At 50.7% G+C, this 20,762-nt stretch carries 22 protein-coding genes; 18 read left to right on the forward strand and 4 right to left on the reverse strand.

Annotation, left to right across the window (positions count from 1 at the left end; all coding sequences use genetic code 11):
• Position 1 precedes the first annotated feature (1 nt).
• The 7 genes from BM124_RS15410 to BM124_RS15440 are packed head-to-tail and all read left to right on the forward strand — an operon-like array spanning position 2 to position 7,083.
• Positions 2 to 1,360, forward strand: coding sequence for an O-antigen ligase family protein (locus BM124_RS15410; protein ID WP_093338852.1), 1,359 nt, complete (start codon positions 2 to 4; stop codon positions 1,358 to 1,360).
• A 3-nt stretch (positions 1,361 to 1,363) separates the two neighbouring features.
• Positions 1,364 to 2,473 carry a glycosyltransferase gene (locus tag BM124_RS15415; RefSeq protein WP_093338854.1) on the forward strand — a complete coding sequence of 370 codons (1,110 nt, stop codon included), beginning with the start codon at positions 1,364 to 1,366 and terminating at the stop codon, positions 2,471 to 2,473.
• Positions 2,470 to 2,946, forward strand: coding sequence for a PssD/Cps14F family polysaccharide biosynthesis glycosyltransferase (gene pssD / locus BM124_RS15420; RefSeq protein WP_093338855.1), 477 nt, complete (start codon positions 2,470 to 2,472; stop codon positions 2,944 to 2,946). The genes BM124_RS15415 and pssD overlap by 4 nt, the downstream gene beginning before the upstream one ends.
• Positions 2,943 to 3,422, forward strand: coding sequence for a PssE/Cps14G family polysaccharide biosynthesis glycosyltransferase (gene pssE / locus BM124_RS15425; RefSeq protein WP_093338857.1), 480 nt, complete (start codon positions 2,943 to 2,945; stop codon positions 3,420 to 3,422). Before pssD ends, pssE begins: the two co-directional genes overlap by 4 nt.
• Positions 3,423 to 3,450: 28 nt before the next feature.
• The gene (gene murJ, locus BM124_RS15430; RefSeq protein ID WP_093338858.1) at positions 3,451 to 4,986 is read left to right on the forward strand and encodes a murein biosynthesis integral membrane protein MurJ; all 1,536 of its coding nucleotides are present in this window, start codon (positions 3,451 to 3,453) and stop codon (positions 4,984 to 4,986) included.
• Complete coding sequence (locus BM124_RS15435; protein ID WP_093338860.1) at positions 4,983 to 6,281, forward strand: UDP-glucose dehydrogenase family protein; 1,299 nt, start codon at positions 4,983 to 4,985, stop codon at positions 6,279 to 6,281. Before murJ ends, BM124_RS15435 begins: the two co-directional genes overlap by 4 nt.
• Positions 6,282 to 6,306: 25 nt before the next feature.
• On the forward strand, positions 6,307 to 7,083 hold the full coding sequence (locus BM124_RS15440) for an S-layer homology domain-containing protein (RefSeq protein WP_093338861.1): 777 nt from the start codon (positions 6,307 to 6,309) through the stop codon (positions 7,081 to 7,083).
• 622 nt (positions 7,084 to 7,705) lie between these two features.
• Here the strand turns inward: BM124_RS15440 and BM124_RS15445 are convergent.
• Positions 7,706 to 9,145 (reverse strand): SpoIID/LytB domain-containing protein, encoded by a 1,440-nt coding sequence (locus BM124_RS15445; protein ID WP_093338863.1) that lies wholly within the window; start codon positions 9,143 to 9,145, stop codon positions 7,706 to 7,708.
• A gap of 45 nt (positions 9,146 to 9,190) precedes the next feature.
• Positions 9,191 to 9,436, reverse strand: a complete 246-nt coding sequence (locus tag BM124_RS15450; RefSeq protein ID WP_244504363.1) for a hypothetical protein — start codon at positions 9,434 to 9,436, stop codon at positions 9,191 to 9,193.
• 342 nt (positions 9,437 to 9,778) lie between these two features.
• Here BM124_RS15450 and BM124_RS15455 point away from each other — a divergent pair, with 342 nt between their 5' ends.
• Both BM124_RS15455 and BM124_RS15465 read left to right on the forward strand, forming a co-directional pair.
• Complete coding sequence (locus tag BM124_RS15455; RefSeq protein ID WP_093338866.1) at positions 9,779 to 10,834, forward strand: glycosyltransferase family 4 protein; 1,056 nt, start codon at positions 9,779 to 9,781, stop codon at positions 10,832 to 10,834.
• 211 nt (positions 10,835 to 11,045) lie between these two features.
• Entirely contained in the window at positions 11,046 to 11,993 is a 948-nt protein-coding gene (locus BM124_RS15465) for a nuclease-related domain-containing protein (RefSeq protein ID WP_093338869.1), read from the forward strand.
• A gap of 191 nt (positions 11,994 to 12,184) precedes the next feature.
• On the opposite strand, the gene BM124_RS15470 is transcribed toward BM124_RS15465, so the two are convergent.
• Complete coding sequence (locus BM124_RS15470; RefSeq protein WP_093338871.1) at positions 12,185 to 13,231, reverse strand: LCP family protein; 1,047 nt, start codon at positions 13,229 to 13,231, stop codon at positions 12,185 to 12,187.
• Between the two features lie 215 nt (positions 13,232 to 13,446).
• Positions 13,447 to 14,085, reverse strand: coding sequence for a YigZ family protein (locus BM124_RS15475; protein WP_093338872.1), 639 nt, complete (start codon positions 14,083 to 14,085; stop codon positions 13,447 to 13,449).
• A 228-nt stretch (positions 14,086 to 14,313) separates the two neighbouring features.
• Between BM124_RS15475 and BM124_RS15480 the strand changes: the two genes are divergently transcribed.
• The 9 genes from BM124_RS15480 to BM124_RS15515 all read left to right on the forward strand — a co-directional run bounded on the left by BM124_RS15480 (position 14,314) and on the right by BM124_RS15515 (position 20,751).
• Complete coding sequence (locus BM124_RS15480; protein WP_093338874.1) at positions 14,314 to 15,471, forward strand: sensor histidine kinase; 1,158 nt, start codon at positions 14,314 to 14,316, stop codon at positions 15,469 to 15,471.
• Positions 15,472 to 15,525: 54 nt separating this feature from the next.
• Positions 15,526 to 16,242, forward strand: a complete 717-nt coding sequence (locus BM124_RS15485) for a response regulator (RefSeq protein WP_093338875.1) — start codon at positions 15,526 to 15,528, stop codon at positions 16,240 to 16,242.
• Positions 16,243 to 16,277: 35 nt separating this feature from the next.
• Complete coding sequence (locus tag BM124_RS15490) at positions 16,278 to 17,153, forward strand: DegV family protein (protein ID WP_093338876.1); 876 nt, start codon at positions 16,278 to 16,280, stop codon at positions 17,151 to 17,153.
• Positions 17,154 to 17,165: 12 nt separating this feature from the next.
• On the forward strand, positions 17,166 to 18,287 hold the full coding sequence (locus BM124_RS15495) for a DEAD/DEAH box helicase family protein (protein WP_244504364.1): 1,122 nt from the start codon (positions 17,166 to 17,168) through the stop codon (positions 18,285 to 18,287).
• Positions 18,256 to 18,684 (forward strand): helicase-related protein, encoded by a 429-nt coding sequence (locus BM124_RS19325; RefSeq protein WP_244504365.1) that lies wholly within the window; start codon positions 18,256 to 18,258, stop codon positions 18,682 to 18,684. The genes BM124_RS15495 and BM124_RS19325 overlap by 32 nt, the downstream gene beginning before the upstream one ends.
• A gap of 1 nt (position 18,685) precedes the next feature.
• Positions 18,686 to 19,405 carry a ComFC family protein gene (locus tag BM124_RS15500; protein ID WP_093338878.1) on the forward strand — a complete coding sequence of 240 codons (720 nt, stop codon included), beginning with the start codon at positions 18,686 to 18,688 and terminating at the stop codon, positions 19,403 to 19,405.
• A gap of 18 nt (positions 19,406 to 19,423) precedes the next feature.
• Complete coding sequence (locus BM124_RS15505) at positions 19,424 to 19,846, forward strand: TIGR03826 family flagellar region protein (protein WP_093338879.1); 423 nt, start codon at positions 19,424 to 19,426, stop codon at positions 19,844 to 19,846.
• Between the two features lie 81 nt (positions 19,847 to 19,927).
• On the forward strand, positions 19,928 to 20,221 hold the full coding sequence (flgM, locus tag BM124_RS15510) for a flagellar biosynthesis anti-sigma factor FlgM (protein WP_093338881.1): 294 nt from the start codon (positions 19,928 to 19,930) through the stop codon (positions 20,219 to 20,221).
• Between the two features lie 41 nt (positions 20,222 to 20,262).
• Positions 20,263 to 20,751: a flagellar protein FlgN gene (locus tag BM124_RS15515; protein ID WP_212634972.1), complete on the forward strand. Its 489-nt coding sequence runs from the start codon at positions 20,263 to 20,265 to the stop codon at positions 20,749 to 20,751.
• Positions 20,752 to 20,762 lie beyond the last annotated feature (11 nt).

Here is a 20,762-nt window from a genome sequence, read left to right on the forward strand (position 1 = left end):
GATGAAGAGGCTGAATACCCTATTTTATCAATACCTGCCGGCTGAACGAACGAATTATCTGCTTCTTATGGCAACAATGCTGATTGTCATATGGACATCGTTTGAACTGCTTTTCACCAGAATATGGTCAAACTGGATGCCGATCCTTCCCACTCTGCTCGGTTACGTCACCGAAGGGCTGCTGATGCTGATGACGGCCGTCGTCATCCTGCATCCGGACATCGGACGCCGCCGTCTGCTGCAGCGCTTGAGGAACCCGCTCAACACGAGCCTGGTCGTATTTTTTGTTTTTGCGCTGTTCAGTATGTTTGTCAATAACGTTCCCTTTGCGCAGGGGATATTCGGCGTCCGCGCGATTTTTCAGTTTCTGATTCTGTTTTTCATTCTACTTGCCATTGATATCCCGGGCCGGTTCGTGCGGCAGATGTTCCATGTTCTGCTCGGGCTCGGTATCCTGCAGTCGGCGGCGGGGATGTTTGAAATTCTTTACAAAATTCCGCTTCCGCTCCGGGACGTGGAAGAACGGCGGAGCGTGTCCATCGGAGAAGAAGTCCGCGCCTTCGGATTCATGGATTCCAGTAACACACTCGGTGGTTACTTGATGGGAATCATTCTGCTGCTTGTTATCTACCTGTTTGTATACCGGAAGCAGCTGACGAAAAAACAAATACTTATTTACAGTTTGATCGGGGTTTTCCTGCTCGCCGGATTAGGACTCACCTTTTCCCGGCAGGCTTTTCTGGCCATGATCGGCTGTTTCGGTCTGGTCGGTCTTATTTTCAGAAAAAACAAGGCATTCCGGATCATGCTGTACGGTGCTATCGGGTTATTTATCGTATTTGCCGCAGCTTACGTGGCAGCGCTGTTCATGTTCGAAGGGTTTGCGCAGCGGAATGCGAACACGTTCGATCTGTCCAGCAACTACCGGTACCTGATTGTGTTAAGCGGATTGACCGTCTTTACATTCAGTCCGGTCATCGGCGTCGGTCCGGGGATGTTCGGCAGCAACGCCGCTTTTGTATTCAACTCGAAAATGCATCAGTTCATGCATGAAGACCTGCCGACAACGATGGGAACCGTGGACAATAACGCTCTCTATGTCCTGGTGGAATACGGTGTAGTCGGTGTCATCCTGCTGGCGCTCATATTCGTGGCGATTCTAAAAACGATGGCCAAAATGACAAATGCAGCGGATCTAAAACACAAGTGGGTCGGACTGTTCATCATTACGTTCACCGTGGCATGGCTGTTGATGGGTACGTTGTCCACAGCCTGGGAAAATCATCAGATTGCCCATCTCTTCTGGGTTTTTCTCGCCGTGGCAGTGAACTGGTACCAATACGACAAGACGGAGGAATGAGCTATGCGGATTCTTGTGATCAGTAACATGTACCCATCCGACGCTGCGCCTTCATTCGGCATTTTTGTCAAAAACCAGGTAGAGGCTTTAATGAATAAGGGAAATCAGGTGGATGTCGCAGCGGTAACGAACCCGGAAGCAGGAAAAAAGAGTGCCCTCAAAAAATACAGCAAATGGATGTGGAGCACGTTCCGGAGGCTTCGCGCCACCGGACGGAATGTTGATGTGATCCATGCTCATTATGCATTTCCCTCCGGCGTGCCGGCGAGGATGATGGCTAAACGGTACGGCATTCCGTACGTCGTCACCTGCCACGGAGGCGATTTGAATAAAATGGCCCAAAAAGGTCGTTTTTTTAGAAAACAGACGAAGCGCATTCTGCAGGATGCTGCGCATGTCATCGTGGTAGGAGAGGATCTGTTGCAGCAGATGCTGGATGACTTTGATGTCCCGGAAGACAGGGTGTCGATGTTGAGCATGGGAGTCGACCGCCGGGTATTTCACCCACGGCCGCAGATGGACGTGCAGGAAATGCTGGAACTCTCTCCTTATGAAAAACATATTTTGTACGTCGGTAATGTCATTGAAGAAAAAGGGATCGGAGACCTTCTGGAAGCTTTTCCGAAAGTGAAATACGAGCTGCCCAATGCCCGGCTGCATGTCATAGGACCGGCAAGGCAGGAAGATTACCTGCAGAAACTGAAAGACCGGCTGGCAGAGCTTGAGGTGGAGGAAGCTGTTACATTCCACGGAGCCAGATCCCAGCAGGAAGTGGCGGAATGGATGGCAGCTTCCGACCTTTTTGTGCTTCCATCCCATACGGAAGGATTCGGTCTTGTCGCAGTGGAGGCCATGGCGTGCGGGACGCCGGTTGTCGGAACAAACACCGGCGGCCTCGGGCGCGTTCTTTCCGACGGAGCCGGGGCGGTAACCGAACCGAAACACCCCGTTTCCCTGGCAGAACAGATGGCTCATGTTCTGGAAGACAGGTACAAACGCGCGGAAATGATTGAAAAAGGGTATGAAAAGGCGGCCGCAAATGACGCGGAAGCCGTCACCGATCAAGTGCTTGAGATTTACTGGAAGGCACAGCAAAGGACCGAAAAATCATGAGTAAAAAAAAGAAATCCGTACTGTTTATTTCATCTGTCGGCGGCCATTTGACCCAACTGATGCAGCTGAAGCCGCTTTTTCAGGAATATGATTATTATCTCGTCACCGAAAAAACGGTCGTCACGAAAGGAATGAAATCAGAACACCCGATGTCCTTCCTCGTCTACGGCGCACGGAACTACCCGGTGAGCTATCTGTTCAAATTTTCGTTCAACTTCCTCAAATCACTGGGCATCTTTCTGAAGAAGAGACCGGATGTTGTCGTGACGACCGGTGTCCATACCGCGGTGCCGATGTGCTGGATCGCGAAACTTTTCCGGCGGAAGGTCGTCTTTATTGAGAGCTTCGCGAAAACGTCATCGCCGACGTTGTCTGGACGACTCGTCTATCCGATTGCTGATTTGTTCATCGTGCAGTGGGAAACGATGCTCAAACATTACCCGAAAGCGGTGCATGGAGGGTCAATCTATTGATTTTTATCGTACTGGGAACCCATGAACTGCCTTTCTCCCGGCTGCTGGATGAAATGCAGCGTCTTATCGACGACGGCACTGTCACCGAAGAGGTGGTCGTTCAGTCTGGTCATACCGACTATTCATCGAGTGACATGCGGTTGACTCCGTTTCTGCAGTTTGATGAAATGGAACGAACGTTTGATGAAGCCCGTGTCATTGTCTCCCACGGTGGCACCGGCTCGATTATTACCGGTGTGAAGAAAGAGAAGCCGGTGATTGCTGTACCGCGCCTTTCTGCATACGGGGAGCACAACGATGACCATCAGACCGAAATTGTCGAGCAGTTTCAGTCGACCGGCCACATTATCGCTTTGGATTCCCCTGCCGGTCTCGGGGGGGCGCTTCAGGAGGCGGAAACGTTTAAACCGGCTCCGTTTGTGAGCGGACGGGACAATATCCTGGACATTCTGCGGAATTTCATCAACCGGGTATGACGTCTGCTGTGAAAGGAAAGTGTAACTCATGAAAGGCAAAAGGCTCATCCAGGTTATCGGTGCAGTTGCGTTTATTAATCTTCTGTCCCGCTTTCTAGGGATATTCAGGGAGATTGTCATCGGTTATCAGTTTGGAACAAATGAAGCGGCCGACAGTGTCATCACCGCCTATACGCTTCCGAACTTTTTTTATGTCGTTGTCGGGGGAGCGGTGACGACCGCTTTTATCTCTGTGTATACAAAAATCGAAGGACCGCTTGGCAGACGGGACTATCTGGAGAAAGTGTTTGCGTGGCTCGGTCTGGGACTCGTGCTGTTCAGCGCCGGTCTGGTCGTCTTTTCCGATCAGGTTATCGGCCTTCTGTTCTCCGGTCTTTCCGCGGACCAGTTTCAGCTGACGACGGATCTGTTCCGGATTATGGCACCGGCTACCTTCTTTTTAATGATCTCGATGTGGCTGACCGGTCTGTTGAATGTCAATGACCGGTTTACCTGGTCGGCGGCCGCCACGCTGCTGTTGAACGGATCGTTTCTTGCCATTGCTGTCGCCTTTTTTCCCTGGTTCGGCGCCTTTGCCCACGCCTGGGGAGCAGTCATCAGTGCAGTGCTTATGTGCGCTTTTCTTGTTTATCTTATCCGGCGGGAGCGGTTCTTTCACTTTGGGTTCCGTTTCAAACGGAGTCCGGAAGTGTGGCGCACGTTTAAGCTGGCGGTTCCCATCCTGCTGGGCGGGGCGACGCTGCAGCTTTACTTTCTGATGCACCGGGTATTTGCTTCGTTTCTTGAAGAAGGCAGCATTTCCGCACTGAACTATATGGCAAAAATCGTGCAGCTTCCGCAGAGCGTTCTTATGATGGCGGTGACGACGGTTATTTATCCGATGCTGTCAAGAAAGGTTGCCGCCGGGGAACAGGAGGGCATCAGCACCCTTCACGGCAGAGGTCTGCGCTGGATGGCGCTCTCGATTCTTCCGGTTGCGGTATTTGTCGTCTTTTTCGCGGAAGATATCATCCGTGTTGTGTTTCAGTACGGCAGTTTTACCGATCAATCGACAGCTATGACAGTGCCGCTGCTCCAGATTCTTGTCGTCGGAATGTTCTTCCACGCGGCGAACGTGTATGTGACACGGTTTTTCTACGCGTATGAACGTTCCATTTATCCGGTTGTGGTCAGTCTCCTGTCGGTTCTTGGCATCAACACAGGTATTGCTCTGCTGCTTTTGGATCCTCTTGGTGCCGCGGGTGTAGCCTGGGGAACATCCATCGCATCGATATGCAACTTTTGTCTTCTCCTGTTCGGCACCCGATCTGTGTTAAAATTACATCAGGTGTCTCAGGATTCTTTGAAAACAACGATCGCAAAGCCCGCTGCACTCCTCGTATTGATGGCGGGAGGGCTGTATGGAGTGAAGCAGCTCTCAGGGGGCATGAATCCATACATATCTTTATTTTTCGGAGGAGCAGCTGCAGCCGTGCTGTTGTTTGTGTTCATGAAACTGCTGCGGTTCCGGGAAATTGATGACCTGCTGGATTACGCAAAAAAGAAGGTTGTGAAAACAAAATGAATGTAGCCGTTATTGGAACAGGATATGTCGGACTCGTTTCAGGGACCTGTTTTGCGGAACTTGGCAATCAGGTGATTTGTGTCGATAATGTCCAGGAAAAAGTGGACCGGTTGAATGAGAGCCAAATACCGATTTATGAGCCGGGTCTGGAAGAACTGGTCCGCAAAAACAAAAACGAAGACAGACTTTCCTTTACGACCGACATCGGGAAAGCCGTCCGTGAGTCCGATATCATCCTGATTGCCGTCGGTACGCCGGAAACAGAAACCGGTGCTGCTGACATGTCATTTGTCTATAAAGTAGCCGAAGAAATCGGGGGAGCGGTAGACGATACGTATAAAGTAATCGTCAATAAATCAACGGTGCCGGTCGGAACATCTGAAGCGGTGCAGCAGATTATTGAGAAGCAGCAGCCCGGGGCTGATATTGATGTCTGCTCGGTACCGGAGTTTTTGAGAGAAGGTTCCGCCGTGAAAGATACATTTCATCCGGACCGCGTGGTGATTGGCGCGTCCTCCACCCGGGCATCCGACATGCTCGAAGAACTTCATCAGCCGCTCACCGGCCAGATTGTCGTAACCGATCCGCGCAGTTCGGAAATGATCAAGTACGCTTCCAATGCGTTTTTGGCTACCAAAATTTCTTTTATCAATGAAATGGCAAACATCTGTGACATCTATGATGCGGATGTGAACGCTGTGGCACGGGGGATGGGACTCGATCACCGAATCGGGCCCAAATTCCTGAAAGCAGGCATCGGCTACGGGGGTTCCTGTTTTCCAAAAGATGTTAAGGCGTTGAAATACCTGGCGGAGGAAAAAGATTATCACCCGTCTCTGCTGCAGGCGGTGAATGATGTGAATGAACAGCAGAACCGCCGCATGATCGAACATCTTACGCGGATTTTCGATGGGGATATTGAAGGGTTGACCATCGCGGTACTGGGACTCGCCTTTAAACCGAACACTGATGACATCAGGGAGGCGCCGGCGCTGAAGATCATTGAGGATCTGGATGCAAAAGGGGCTCGGATTCAGGCTTTTGATCCGGTTGCCGCCGACAATGCGAAACAGATGATTACGGCGGATGTGCACTATGCGGACACGGCGCTCGATGCCTTGAAAGATGCAGATGCCGCGTTTCTTGTGACCGAATGGGCGGAATGCAAAGCACTGACCGCTGCCCAGTTCAAGGAGCAGTTGAAACGGCCGGTCGTGATTGACGGACGAAATGCGCTCGATCCGGCCATTTTGAAAGCGGAAGGCATCATTTATCACGGAATTGGAAGAAAATAAGCGACTGGAAGGAGAGGATATCTAAATGGGAATGCAATGGAAGTACGCTTTGCTCGGCGGAAGCTTGCTCGGCGCGGTGGTTCTGGCGGGATGTTCCGGAAACGGGGCCCAGGCCGATCAAGCCGAAAATGCCGCGAGCGTGGAATGGACAGAAGAGCGAATGGCTGAAACAGAAGACAGTATCGCGGAGACAGAGCAGCGCATGGCAGAACTTGAAAGCGACATTCAAAGTCTTGGCGCCGGGGAACCAACCATTCCGGAAGAACCGATTTATCCGGATGTCAGCTCTGATTACTTCGCCTTTGAAGAAATTCAGTACTTATCTGATCAGGGCGTCATCAGCGGCTATCCGAGCGGAAATTTTGAACCCGGGGAGACGATCACCCGCGCTCAGACCGCGAAAATGCTGACAGCCGAGCTGAATCTCGAAGCACCGGACGATTATGAGATAAAGGCTGAAGATGTGAGTCCGGATCACCATGCCTACGATGCGCTCGCGGCACTGGAATACCACGGCATCATGACCGGAAGCGGCGGGGAGATGATGGCAGGGGAAGGCTTGAAACGCTCCCAGATGGCGGCGCTGCTTGTAGAAGCATATGATCTGCCGGATGCCGGGGGGCAGCATTCGTTCACCGATATCGGCGAAGATTATCCGAACTATGAAGAAATTAACATCATCGCCGACCAGGAAATTACCTCTGAAGCCGGAGATGCGTTCCGTCCGAACGAAACGACCACCCGCGCCCAGTTTGCCCTCTTTATGTCACGCACGATGAATGATTATTTCATAGAACAGTAGATAGTAGAAAATCCCGGCGGCCGTGTGTGCCCGCCGGGATTTTTTGTAGAATCGATGCAGAAAACCAGAGAATCGATAGGGAAAATGGGAGAATGGAATGATGAACATCTTGATTAGCGTGAGAATTAATAGATAAAATCGAGAATCGATAGAGAAATCGGCAGAATTGATAGCGAAAGCAGGGAGGGGATGCACTCTCCCTGGTGTGATGCATTAAACGAAAGAATCGACGCGGAAAATACGGGAATCGATAGGGAAAATGAGAGAATGGAGTGAAGAACATCTTGATTAGCGTGAGAATTAATAGATAAAATCGAGAATCAATAGATAAATCAGCAGAATTGATAGCGAAAGCAGGGAGGGGATGCACTCTCCCTGGTGTGATGCATTAAACGAAAGAATCGACGCGGAAAATACGGGAATCGATAGGGAAAATGAGAGAATGGAGTGAAGAACATCTTGATTAGCGTGAGAATTAATAGATAAAATCGAGAATCAATAGATAAATCAGTAGAATCGATAGAGAAACAGCACAAACCTGTAGATAAAATCCTCATCAGACAACGAACCTGGAGCAAAAAAGTCCCGGTGCTTTCCCAAAAGCACCGGGGCTTGTCCTGTTTTACCTTTGTACAATATTAACATCGGTGTAATAGTGGGTGAGAATGTCGCGGTAGCTCATTCCCTGCTGGGCCATATTGTAGGCGCCCCACTGGCTCATGCCGAGGCCGTGGCCGTAGCCGCTGCCGGTAAACGTATAGGAGGAGGCGGCGGCCTGCAGGTATTCGACTCCGGATCCGGTCTGAACGGCAACCGTGTCATACGCAACCGTCTGATCAGAACCGTCGGACTGACGGATATCCATGCCGGCGGCGGAGTCATAGGACTGTTCCGAGCCGTCTGCCGTTTTTACCGTCACACTGTTTGTATCTTTGGACAAATCAAACTTCGTACTGCGCAGCGTGGCGCCGAGATCCCAGCGGATGGAATCGGCGGAATCCGAACCTTGCGGCAGCATTTTTTCCTGCGTTTCGCCGGTTTGTTCATTCACCCCGACAGCACGCATCTGCTGCACGCGGCCGGCTTCACTTTCAGCGGTAATTTCAAGATCCGACAATACCCAGCCGCTTTCCGGAAAGACAGCTTCGCTCACGGCATTCTGACTTATTTCCTTTGTCCATTCTGTATAAGGATTGGAACTGTGGGTGTCGTACGGGTCATCCACTCCGCGGATGTAAGGCACTTCGTTGGCCCAGACATTTTCACTGTCATCGGTATGACCGCCGGAACTTGCGTGGAAATACGCATTGATCAGGGTGCCGTTATGCTCAAGAAAGACGCCCTCTGTTGCGCGTATCGCCTGGTTGGTGCGGCTTGCGTCTCCGGAGAGGCCTTTATATACCTGATGAGTGGTCGTGTCGTACAGAAACTCGTTGCTGCTCATCTGCACTTTCGCGTAGTTCCGGGCCGCTACCGCCTGTGCTTTCAACACTGCCATAGGCCATGATGCGGACACCTCACTGGGTACGACCCCTTTCAGGTAATCTTCCATATCCAGCACGTTGAACAACTGGAGACGCCCCACCGTGTCAGGGTTTGAACTGTCACTGCGGTTCTGCTCCTTGTCCGCTGCGTCTTCGGGACTTCGTTCAGCCTCAGGATCGACAACAAATGATCCCTGGTACGCCGTGGTCTGGAAAGAGGCCCCGGCGCGTTTGACGGAACTGATTTCAACATAATTACTGTCGGACACGCCGTCTTCCTGCAGAATAAAACCTTCCGGCGATGTGTGCATGACACTGTCATCATCCGAAACTTTCACGGTTACATTGTCTTCTCCGTGCCGGAACTGCATATCATTGTCCATCTCCACGGTTTCACCCGTAGCCTGATTGACGAGCTGGTAGGAACCGTGAATCTCGACGTCAAAGTTGGAAGAGGGGACGAGTTTGATCGTCATCGGTTCGTTGTACAAATTCTGCGGTTCCGCCGCGTCGGCCGCCGACGCAGCGAACGCGGCGATCGGAACCGACAGAAGGGCTGCGGTTATTTTTTTATACATCTAAAAGATCCTTCCTTCTATGTACAGATTCAAAAGAGATAATACCTAGTTTTCTTCCTGCTGCTGCAGCTCTTCCACATCGTTTTCCAGTTCCCCGATGCGTTCTTCCAGGGCGTTAATCCGTTCTTCCAGCGGCTCAATCTGTGAAACCACCCAGTCTACACTTGCGAGTACAGGCTCGGATTCAGCAAGAGCCGGAGTAGTGACAATCGCGCCGACGGCCAGAATAGAGCTTGCCGCTCCTGCGAGAAAATAACGTTTCATTGTATCATCGCCTCCTTCTTTTCCCATGTATCTATGAAAATACGAAAATCCATAACACAGGAAAAATGTCGTAAAATATGAAAACATGTGCTGGAGAAAATTATACCAATATTAAGCGGAAGAAAAAAGATTTCTTCCGAACTAAAAATATAATGCAACCTGAAGCGCAGGAACCACGTCTAACATATTGGAGAACAAAATAAAGAATTTTAAAAAGAAATGGTACTGTTTTATGCAAAATATGATATAATTCGGTGGAATGCGTTTTTTGAATTAAAAAATAAGGTGGGAATCTTTAATTTCCGCCCTGCCATATGCATCATACATAAAACATCGCAGAATAGGTAACGGTAATGGAGGAGGTTCAAAATGATAACTGGACTGGCGCTGACCACTTGTTTTCTGCTTTCGCTCATTTTGACTCCGGTGGTCAGGAAACTGGCTTTTAAAATCGGAGCCACGGATCAGCCGAATCACCGCAAAGTTCACAAGGGAGCGATGGCTCGTCTGGGCGGGCTGTCGATTTATGCAGCCTTTCTTGCCGGACTGCTCATTCTGCAGCCGGAGAACGCATATATGCCGTATATTCTGACGGCGGGAACCATCATTTTCATCACAGGATTTCTCGATGACCTTACAGAGTTGTCCGCGAAATGGAAGCTGCTTGGTCAGATTGCCGCAGCGGTCATTGTTATTCTGGGAGGAGTTCAGATTGATTTTATCAACCTTCCGTTTGACGGCCGGCTGTACCTGGGCTGGTTCAGCATTCCGCTTACACTGCTCTGGATTATCGGTATTACGAACGCGATAAATTTAATAGACGGGCTCGACGGGCTGGCTGCCGGTGTCTCTTCCATCGTTCTGGCGACCGTTTCGGTGCTCTCCATTATACAGGGAGACATCTTCATCGTGGCTCTCGGGATTGCGCTGCTCGGCGGAACACTTGGATTTCTTGTGCACAACTTTAATCCCGCCAAGATTTTCATGGGGGACAGCGGAGCTCTTTTCCTCGGGTTCATGATCGGTGTCATATCGCTGTTAGGCTTTAAAAATGTAACCATATTCTCACTCGTTGTGCCGGTCATTATACTTGCGGTACCGATCTCGGATACCTTTTTTGCGATTATACGCCGGGTGGTCAACAAACAGCCGCTGTCGGCACCGGATAAGTCGCACCTTCATCACTGCCTGCTGCGGCTCGGTTACACCCACAGGCAGACCGTCATGATTATTTACGCGATGAGTTTGTTTTTCGGCATGTCCGCCGTGATGTTCACCATCTCGACGCTGTGGGTGTCGCTTGTGATCATGATGCTTCTTCTTATTGCAATCGAGCTGATGGCCGAGTTCGTCGGACTCGTCAACACCCAGTACCGGCCGGTCATGCGTCTCATGAACAAATTCAATCTGCCGAAACGGCCTTAATTATCTGCTCCCTGCATCCGGCAGGGGGCTTTTTTTGTGGGCATCGATGTGATGGTGCCGGGTATTGAAGCGGAAATCCCACGAATCGATAGGGAAAATTCGAAAATCCCGGAGAATCGCCAGCGAAAAAATGGAATTGATCGAAGAAAAAAGAAGGGGAAGAAGAAAATCCGTCGAATTATAGAAAGGACGTACATAAGGAGACGATGCCATGATTAAAAAACACCGCACCAAACCGGAGATGCTGGAGAAGCTTGATATACTGCAGCGCCGTCTGCCGGATCTGCAACCGGGAAAAGAGCAGATCAAGCAGAGAGCACTCCGCTGCCGCGCAGGATACCGCGGGGAAAAAGCGATTGATTACCACCTGTCTTTTATCGAAGCTCCGCACCTCATTCTTCATGACCTCCGCCTCCTTGGGCGCACGTCTCATTTCCAGATGGACACCCTTCTTCTTACCCCTTATTTTTCCCTGATTATTGAAGTGAAAAATATAGCTGGCACGCTTCATTTTGACGACTATCGTTATCAAATGACCCGGCGGCTGCATGGAGAGGAGGAGGGGTTTTTAGACCCGCGTCTCCAGGTACGCCGGCACAAGCTGCAACTGGAAGAGTGGCTGAGCGACCACTCCCTCGTGCTTCCACCCATTTATCCTCTTGTCGTTATCAGTTTTCCCTCGACGATTATTCAAGCTTCATCCACCAATGTCATACACGCCGCCCAGCTTCCATTTGAAATCACAACCTACAAAAAGGAACAGGAAAAGCCGACGCTGCCGTTTGCCGGCATACAGACGACAGCGGATAAGTTGATTCAGCTGTGCCGGCCGAAAATGGTCGACATTCTGCAGGAATTTGAGCTGACTCCGGATGATATTCAAAAAGGAGTGCAGTGCCTCGAATGCCCGAACGGATGGATGCGGAAAATGAAAAACGGTTTCTGGTGCTGCCGTTCCTGTGGCTGCCGCGGGAAAGATGCTTCGCTGCAAGCACTGCGGGACTACAGAGCACTGATCAGCCCCTTCCTGACCACCGAACAGTGCCGCGATTTCCTCGATCTTTCCTTTATTCAGTTGACACTACGGCTGCTTCGATCCCTGAATGTGCCGCATAACCGCAAAAACAAAGGGCGGATGTATGATCTGAGCCGTGTTTGAGCAGAATCGATACAGAAATCCAGAGAATCAATACAGAAATGCCGGGAATCGATAGAGAAAATACAAAAATCCCCGAGAATCGATCGGGAAACAGCAGAATCGATAGACAAATCCGGAGAATCGATAGAGAAATGCAGCACGACACACCACATGCTGCCGCCGCCCCGAAACAAAAAAAGCTGAACCCCCAATTACGGGGATTCAGCTTCGGTCTGCGCCTCGGAGGAGGAGGCATTTTGATTCTGCTCACTTTCTCCGGACGATTGTTCATCCAGTTCAAGGTGGTTTCGCAGTTCCTGTGATACCTGCTCCGTGACGTCCGGAAGGAGCTGGTAATAATAGACGCCGTCGTATCTCACGTCAGAGCCTTTAAGCTGCAGTCGTTCAATGTCATTGACGGAACCGGCGTATTTATGGAAAGAAACGAGATCGCTGACGGTAAAGTTCATCTTCATGTGATCCTTCACGCTCTCCATCACATCATCGTAGTTGTGGATGGAACCGATGGAAGCACTCCGTTTGATCAAGGCGGAAATAATCTGTTCCTGACGATCTCCCCGCCCGATGTCGCCGCGCGGATCCTGTTTCCTCATACGGGCAAAGGCGAGAGCTTCTTCGCCGTTCAGCATCTGCGTACCTTCATCAAGGGAAATAGCGCCATCATTGCCTTCGCTGTCCTGTTCCGTGAAAGCAAACGGCACGTCGACTTTCACACCGTTCAGCGCGTTGATGATTTCAATGAACGCCTGGAAGTTCAGCTTCACGTAATAATCGACCGGCAGATTCAACATGTTTTCCACGGTTTTAACCGCAAGATCCGTGCCGCCGTATGCATTGGCGTGCGTAATTTTGTCTTCGCCGTGGCCCGGGATATCCACGAGAGAATCACGCGGGATACTGGTCATTTTCACCGATCCTTGTTCGCGGTTGAACGTGGCAAGAATCATAGCGTCGGTGCGTCCCTGGAGCTCACCGTCGCGGTCATCAACGCCCATAAACAATACGGAAACATTGTCCTGGTTCGGATCCACTGCAACTTCGCGTTTCTCTGATTTGCCTCCGCGTTCCAATTCATCCTGGGTATCGGCCGCCACCGTTGTAAACTTCCAGGCAAAATAGCCGACCATTGCGCCGACAAGCACAAAGGAGATCAGCCCAAGAATCATAAACGTCTTTAAGACAGGGCGTTTCTTCCGTTTACGGCGCCCTACTCTTGTATTTTGGTCTTTATCTGCCATAGTATTCTCCTTCACTCACGTAAATTCCCGGATGTCCAGACTCCATCATTTTACATAACTGCGCGTCGTTCGTAAATATAATATTTTTCCAAAGAAAAGGGCATTGTATGCCTTTTAGTCATAAGACGGCAGAAACATCGGTGAGGTTACAAGCTGTGAATAAAAAATTATTTCCGGGGAAATAATGACGGTTTATGTCGAAAAAAAGCATTCATTTATACGGCTGCATCTTCTTCAAGGTGTGTTTCCTCAATTTCATATATCCCGGCTTGTCCATTTGTTATGTTTGTTATCCATGAAGTGAATGATTCTTCCTCCCCGGCAGGGACATACACGTAAAAGGTGACAATGTCTTCATAAGAAATATCCCTTAATAGATAGGAGGACTGACGGATGTCGTTTTCGAGTCTGCCGAGCAGAGTATAGTCCACAGAAGTCCCCATCACTTTCATCCTCGTTCGTTTCACAATACCGACAGCTTCAAGACCGGCACTTACTGCCTGTCCGTAAGCTCTGATCAGCCCGCCTGCGCCAAGTTTAACTCCGCCGAAATACCTTGTCACAACGACGCAGGTATCTTTCAGCCCTCTTTTTTTCAATACTTCCAGCATAGGAACGCCGGCGGTGCGGGACGGTTCACCGTCATCGTGCGCTTTCTGTATGTCATCGTTCTCTCCCGCAAGGTAAGCCGAACAGTTATGGGTGGCGCCGGCATGTTCTTTTTTTACTTCATCAATGAATCCCTGCGCCTCTTCTTCGGTTGTAACACGAGCGATGTGGGCAATGAAACGGGACTTATTAATGGTTATTTCATTTGTTCCACGTTGTTTTACGGTATAATAGGTATCCAGCATGATTGAAGATTCCTCCTTTTGGTGTAATTATACTATAATCATATTGTAAAACTATGAAAGCCTCAGACATGATATCCTGTAGAGAGAGAAAGAACTTTCTCATATTAACGTAAAATATGCTGACGTTTGATTTTTTCCTGAAAAAAGGTTATAGGTCCTTCTGAGTGTGCTAAAATAATCATAACGGACGGTGACGTTCTGTTAAACAGTAGAAGTGTGGTGACACTATTGTCAACAAAGCTTTCACTGGATGAAATTATCGGCCAAATGCTCAGCACCGTTGGTGACAGCAAGGAACAGATTTTTGAAATCAGCGAAAAGTCGAGAAAAGAATATGAATCCCTTCAAAAAGAATTGAATGAAGTACGTGAAAACGTGGCATCGGTGATAGATAAGACGGAGAGAACAGAAATGCAGGCCCGTTTTGCAAGGAACCGTCTCGCCGAAGTCAGCCGCCATTTTCAAGATTACACGAATGAAGATGTAAAAAAAGCCTATGAGCGCGCCAATGAACTGCAGGTGAATCTTGCGGTGCTCGAGCAGGAAGAAAAGCAGCTGCGCGAACGCCGTGATACGATCGAGCGCCGTCTCGTCCAGCTCGAAGGGACGCTGGAGCGGGCGGAAACGCTTGTCAGCCAGGTGACGGTTGTGTACAATTTTCTGGCCGGTGACCTCAAAGAAGCAGGGGAAATGATCGAAGATGCTAAAGAAAAACAGCAATTCGGCTTAAAGATTATAGAAGCACAGGAAGAAGAAAGAAAACGTGTAGCCCGTGAAATTCATGACGGGCCGGCCCAGATGATTGCCAATGTCCTCCTGCGTTCTGAACTTGTTGAACGGGTGAAAAGCGAGCAGGGTGTGGACAAGGCAATGGAAGAAATTCAGGATCTGCGGACGATGATCAAGTCCAGCCTTGGTGAAGTCCGGCGGATCATTTACGATCTGCGGCCGATGGCGCTCGATGATCTCGGCCTGGTTCCCACATTAAATAAGTATTTAAGTAACCTGGAAGAAAGTACGAACATGAATGTGCGGTTCACTTCTCTCGGGAAGGATGACGTGCGGCTTTCCCCCAATCTGGAAGTCGGGTTGTTCCGAATCGTGCAGGAGGCTGTTCAGAACGCTTACAAGCATGCAGCTCCGTCCGACGTCCAGGTAAAAATCGAGATGAAACGTTCAACCGTTTCTATCGTCATAAAGGATGATGGGAAAGGCTTTGATCCATCCGCTGCGAAAGATAACTCGTTCGGATTGATGGGAATGAGGGAGCGTATTAACGCCCTTGGCGGGGAATTGACGATTGACTCCGCTCCCGGTAAAGGAACCGTCATCATGCTCCATGTGACGTTAGACGGTTCGACCGGACAGGGCAGTGATTCCGCATAAAAGGAACAGAAATAAAAACAGAAGAGACGAAAACAGGAAAGGATGAAACAATCCATGCAGGAACACGAAGAACAGACAATTCGATTAGTACTTATAGATGACCACCAGCTATTCAGAGAAGGGGTGAAACGGATTCTTGATATGGAAAAGAACTTCGAAGTGATCGCAGAAGGCGATGACGGTGACGAAGTTATTTCTATCGTTGAAGAGAATGATCCAGACGTCGTTCTTATGGATGTGAATATGCCGGGGACAAACGGCGTGGAAGCCACACGTGATCTGATTGAAAAGTACCCGGATGTGAAAGTCCTGATTCTTTCCATTCATGATGATGAATCCTATGTTACCCACGTCCTGAAAACAGGGGCGGCAGGGTACCTGCTGAAGGAAATGGACGCCGACGCCCTGATTGAAGCAGTGAAAGTGGTCGGTCGCGGCGGTGCTTATATCCATCCGAAAGTCACCCATAACCTGATTAAGGAATACCGGCGCCTTGCCTACGGCGATGTTGATGTGGAAGCCCCTGCGGCGGAAATCGGCTATAAAGAAGTCGAATACCGCAAGCCGCTCCACATTCTTACGCGCCGTGAGTGTGAAGTCCTACAGTTGATGACGGACGGTTACAGCAACCGCATGATCGGGGAAACCCTCTATATCAGCGAAAAAACCGTCAAAAACCACGTCAGCAACATTCTTCAGAAAATGAACGTCAACGACCGCACCCAGGCTGTTGTGGAGTCGATTAAAAAAGGCTGGGTGAAAGTAAGGTAACACCGCTTTCGACAAGAGAAAGAAAGGATTGGGCTATGACTTCCACGGCTATTGTGACAGACAGCACGGCATACCTGCCGAAAGAAGAAGCAGAGAAAGCCGGCATAACGGTACTTCCGCTCCACGTCATTTTCGATGGACAGGCTTTTCAGGAAGAAGCAGAGATTTCCACGGACGCTTTTTATGAGAAACTGAGAACGGCTTCCAGCATGCCGACGACTTCACAGCCCCCGCCCGGACTGTTCATCGAAACGTTTGAAAAACTGGCCGGACAATACGACGCGGTTATCGTCATCACGCTTTCCAGCGGCATCAGCGGTACGTATCAGACCGCGGCCGCGGCTGGCGGGGAAGTCGAAGGGCTGGACGTGTATGTGTTTGATTCCGAAATCAGCTGCATGCCGCAGGGCTACTTTGCGCTGGAAGCGTCGGCGATGGCCTGCAGCGGGGAACATCCGGAAACCATTCTGGAACGGCTCGATGAAATGAAACAGCGGACACGCGCGTATTTCATCGTGGATGATCTGAACCACCTCCACCGCGGAGGACGCCTGAACGGAGCACAGGCTCTCGTCGGCAGTCTGCTTCAGATTAAGCCTATCCTCCATTTTGACAACCGGCTGATCGTTCCTTTTGAAAAAGTACGGACCGAGAAAAAAGCGTGGAACCGTGTCCTGCAGCTGTTTGATGAAGATGCCAGGCTCGGAGAACCGGTTCGTGCGACGGTCATTCATGCCAACCGTCCGGAAAAAGCGGAAACCTTGCGCCGGCAGCTGGCTGATACTTATCCAAATGTCGAGGTGGATACCGGCTGGTTCGGTCCCGTCATTGGTACCCATCTGGGAGAAGGCGGCCTCGGCATCGGCTGGTGCAGACTGCCTGCCGGATCCCGTCTTTTATCCCAATCATAAAGGAAGATGCCGATGAACGTTGTACATGCGGTTGTTCCCGGCCGTCCGGCACCCGTCTGTCTGCCCGAATCCTTGGTGGACGAATCGATGAAGATTACTGCCGGACCGGACGTGATCAGCCGTCTTCCTCTTCTGTCCCCCTCCTCTCCGCCCGATACAGCTCTCCCGGCACCATTTCACTATGTACACGAACAGGGAAGTGGAAAAGAACTGCTTCAGGAAGAAATGGATATCGACTCACGTACCCTGAACGAACTACTCATTACAGGCTGGATACAAGCGCGTCCCGGCCTCCTGCCCCGGAAGACGGGATACCGCTGCCGGCGCTGCGGAAACAGCCGCCGGAACCGGTTCGGTGTAGTGTCGTGCGCCCGCTGCGGCAGAGATTGCGCGTACTGCCGCCACTGCGTGCAGATGGGAAGAATCTGTGCCTGCTCGATTCTTTATTCCTGGACAGCGACACCTGTCTATTCCAAAGCGGAAGAACCGGTACTTCAGTGGCAGGGAACACTTTCCCCCGGCCAGCAGAGAGCCTCCAGAGCAGTCGTGCAGGCCGTGGAAAATAAATCTGAATTGCTCGTCTGGGCAGTATGCGGCGCAGGCAAAACGGAGGTGCTTTTTGAAGGCATCGCACGGGCGCTTGATCTCGGCAGCAGAATCCTTATCGCAGCCCCACGCACCGATGTCGTTCTTGAGCTTGCCCCAAGGCTTCAGGCTGCGTTCCCCAATGTCGCTGCTGCCGCCCTGTACGGCAGTAGCGAAGATAAGCAGAAACCCGCTCAACTCATCCTGTCCACCACGCATCAGGCGATGAGATTCACGGATGCGTTTGACACGGTTATCATTGACGAGGTAGACGCTTTTCCCTACTCGGCGGATGAATCGCTCGTATACGCCGTCACCAAGGCGGCGCGTCCGGATGCCGCTTTGATCCGGCTGACAGCAACTCCGCCGTCTTCTCTTAAACGTCAGGTCACAAAGAAACAGCTCCCATGCGTACGCATTCCCCGCCGTTATCACGGGCTGGCCTCTGCCGGTTCCCCGTTTTCAGTGGGCTGCCGCGTGGAAACGGCAGCTTCAGAAAGGCCGCCTTCCTGCAGTCGTGGAGAAATGGTGCTGCAAGCGGCTGAATGACCGCGAACCTGCCTTTTTATTCGTTCCCTCTATTACCGTACTGGAGCAGGTGACAACCATATTAAAAGAAATAGAACCGTCCATCGAAGGCGTACACAGCACTGACGAAGACCGCCATGACAACGTCCGCCGCTTCCGCGAAGGATCTGTCCCTATTCTTGTGACCACCACGATTATGGAGCGCGGTGTGACAATCGAGAACGTCGACGTTGCCGTCCTTGGGGCGGAAGCTGCCATTTTTACCGAAAGTGCCCTCGTTCAGATTTCCGGAAGAGCCGGCAGAAGCGAGGGGCACCCGGATGGGGATGTCGTCTTTTTTCATGCCGGAAAAACAGAGGCAATGGCCGCTGCCAGGCGCCACATTGTAACGATGAATAAAGAAGAGGTGGAGTATTGATATGACAGAATGCCTGTACTGTGGGAATGCCGACGTTTCTGCCGCAAGCTGGAAAACATTACTATGGCCTGAAGACTCCGGATTGTGCCAATCGTGCCAATTGCTTTTCACACCGATTCAGGAACCGGTATGTGAGATGTGCGGACGGCCGCTGGAACATATCGGCCGGTGCGTGGACTGTGAGCGCTGGGAAACTGACCCGCACTGGAAGGGAACCTTGCGCCGTAACGTATCCCTGTTTCCATACGATGACGTAATGAAGGAGTGGACAGCGCTTTGGAAATACAGGGGCGACGCGGTGCTTGCCGAATCGTTCCGCAGCCGGATCCGGCAGCTTTATCTTACCCATGCCGCGGGAGCCGTGCCGGTTCCGCTTCCTCTCAGCCGGGAGCGCCTGCAGGAGCGCGGTTTCAACCAGGCAGCCATTCTCGCCTCCTTTACGGCCGCCCCCGGCTTTTCCCTCCGGCGCACCCCTGCACCCGCCGACATTCTGATCCGCACCACCCACGAAGAAAAGCAAAGCAAAAAATCAAGAGCCGAGCGCATGTCCTCTGCATCACGTCCTTTTACACTTAAGGTGGATAAAAAAGACGTTGAAGGTAAACATTTCGTCCTATATGACGATATTTATACTACAGGATCGACACTTAGAAAAGCAGCCTTACCTCTTATTGAAAACGGCGCGGCCGACGTATGTTCCATTACATTAATAAGAGGATAGCGAAAAGGAGGACGTGACATGCAGAGCCTGGAAAACTGTCCGCGCTGCGGGGAATTGTTCGTCAAATCCCTGCGCCCGGTATGTAATAAATGCCACAAAGAAGTCGAAGATATGTTTCAGAAAGTATATACGTTTATCCGCAAACGCGAGAACCGGCAGGCCAAAATGAATGAAGTCGTGGAAGGCACCGGAGTACCGGAGGAAGACATTACTCGTTTTATTAAAGAAGGACGTCTTCACCTGAGCCGGTTCCCGAATCTCGCGTATGCGTGCGAGTCGTGCGGAAGTCCTATCCGGGAAGGGCGCCTATGCGCCTCCTGCAAAAAAAGTATCGACAGCGGTCTGCAGGCACAGGAACAGGAAAGAGAACGCGAAAAAAAAGCGGAAGAAGAAAGAAAACGCCATCAAACCTATTATTCCATGGACAACCGCATGAATTGAGACATTTGTACCGGTTAAACCCGGCGCCATGTATCCGATATAATAAATGATACAGGAGAGAATTCCGCTTATTTATTATAGATGAAACGATACAGGGAGGTGAGCGTGTTGAATATTAATCCACTCGGATCGGTCAACAACCCTTATCAGAAAAATACCGATGCCAAGCCGCAGGTGAGACCGGAAACACAACAGCAGGAAAAAGACAAACTGGAAATATCAAGCCAGGCCAAACAGATGCAGCAAAGCGGCGATATTGAAACGGCGCGCAGTGATCGGATCGAGGAACTGAAAAACGAAGTGCGCTCCGGAAATTACAAGTTCGATGCCCAGGAGTCCGCACAGAAATTTCTTGATTTCTGGTCCGGTAAATAATCGGTGTCTGTTCTGGATAGAAAGCGGGGTAGGTTATGTCCGTGAAAGCCATTTTTGAGACGATGGCCCGTCTTGTGCAGCAGCACAAAGAATTGAATACCATTTCCGCCCGGAAAACGGAACTGATTAAGACGAATCAGACGAAGGGACTGTCCGAGCTTCTGAAAGAGGAAAGCCGGCAGATCCGCGCGATAGAACAGACGGAAAAAGAGCGGCAGGAGGCAGTAGCTTCCTATCTGGAAAGCCGGGAAGCCGGTGAAACGGAAGGAACCGTCAGTGTTCTTCTTCATTATCTGCCGGAAGACCACCATGACGCCATCCTGCAGCTTCAGGAGGGTCTTCTGCAGGAAATGGCAGCCCTGCGCAGCAAAGAAGCCCTGAACCGGCAGATGGTGGAGGATTCACGCCAGTTCGTGCAGATGACCCTTGATATGATCCAGCCGGATCCGGAAGCGGTGCACTACAGCCACCCGGATGAACAGAAACGGAAAACGAGAGACGGTTTTTCCATTTTTGATTCCAAAGCCTAACATTAACCCAA

The organism is Salibacterium halotolerans (assembly GCF_900115625.1).
Taxonomy (GTDB): Bacteria; Bacillota; Bacilli; order Bacillales; family Marinococcaceae; genus Salibacterium; species Salibacterium halotolerans.

Coding starts and splice junctions, on each gene's coding strand:
- flgM (WP_093338881.1), top strand. CDS start 19,928: ATGAAACGATACAGGGAGGTGAGCGTGTTGAATATTAATCCACTCGGA.
- BM124_RS15435 (WP_093338860.1), top strand. CDS start 4,983: ATGAATGTAGCCGTTATTGGAACAGGATATGTCGGACTCGTTTCAGGG.
- pssD (WP_093338855.1), top strand. CDS start 2,470: ATGAGTAAAAAAAAGAAATCCGTACTGTTTATTTCATCTGTCGGCGGC.
- BM124_RS15410 (WP_093338852.1), top strand. CDS start 2: ATGAAGAGGCTGAATACCCTATTTTATCAATACCTGCCGGCTGAACGA.
- BM124_RS15455 (WP_093338866.1), top strand. CDS start 9,779: ATGATAACTGGACTGGCGCTGACCACTTGTTTTCTGCTTTCGCTCATT.
- BM124_RS15495 (WP_244504364.1), top strand. CDS start 17,166: ATGAACGTTGTACATGCGGTTGTTCCCGGCCGTCCGGCACCCGTCTGT.
- BM124_RS15500 (WP_093338878.1), top strand. CDS start 18,686: ATGACAGAATGCCTGTACTGTGGGAATGCCGACGTTTCTGCCGCAAGC.
- BM124_RS15415 (WP_093338854.1), top strand. CDS start 1,364: ATGCGGATTCTTGTGATCAGTAACATGTACCCATCCGACGCTGCGCCT.
- BM124_RS15475 (WP_093338872.1), bottom strand. CDS start 14,085: ATGCTGGATACCTATTATACCGTAAAACAACGTGGAACAAATGAAATA.
- BM124_RS15505 (WP_093338879.1), top strand. CDS start 19,424: ATGCAGAGCCTGGAAAACTGTCCGCGCTGCGGGGAATTGTTCGTCAAA.
- BM124_RS15450 (WP_244504363.1), bottom strand. CDS start 9,436: ATGGGAAAAGAAGGAGGCGATGATACAATGAAACGTTATTTTCTCGCA.
- BM124_RS15470 (WP_093338871.1), bottom strand. CDS start 13,231: ATGGCAGATAAAGACCAAAATACAAGAGTAGGGCGCCGTAAACGGAAG.
- murJ (WP_093338858.1), top strand. CDS start 3,451: ATGAAAGGCAAAAGGCTCATCCAGGTTATCGGTGCAGTTGCGTTTATT.
- BM124_RS15485 (WP_093338875.1), top strand. CDS start 15,526: ATGCAGGAACACGAAGAACAGACAATTCGATTAGTACTTATAGATGAC.
- BM124_RS15440 (WP_093338861.1), top strand. CDS start 6,307: ATGGGAATGCAATGGAAGTACGCTTTGCTCGGCGGAAGCTTGCTCGGC.
- BM124_RS15490 (WP_093338876.1), top strand. CDS start 16,278: ATGACTTCCACGGCTATTGTGACAGACAGCACGGCATACCTGCCGAAA.
- BM124_RS15445 (WP_093338863.1), bottom strand. CDS start 9,145: ATGTATAAAAAAATAACCGCAGCCCTTCTGTCGGTTCCGATCGCCGCG.
- BM124_RS15465 (WP_093338869.1), top strand. CDS start 11,046: ATGATTAAAAAACACCGCACCAAACCGGAGATGCTGGAGAAGCTTGAT.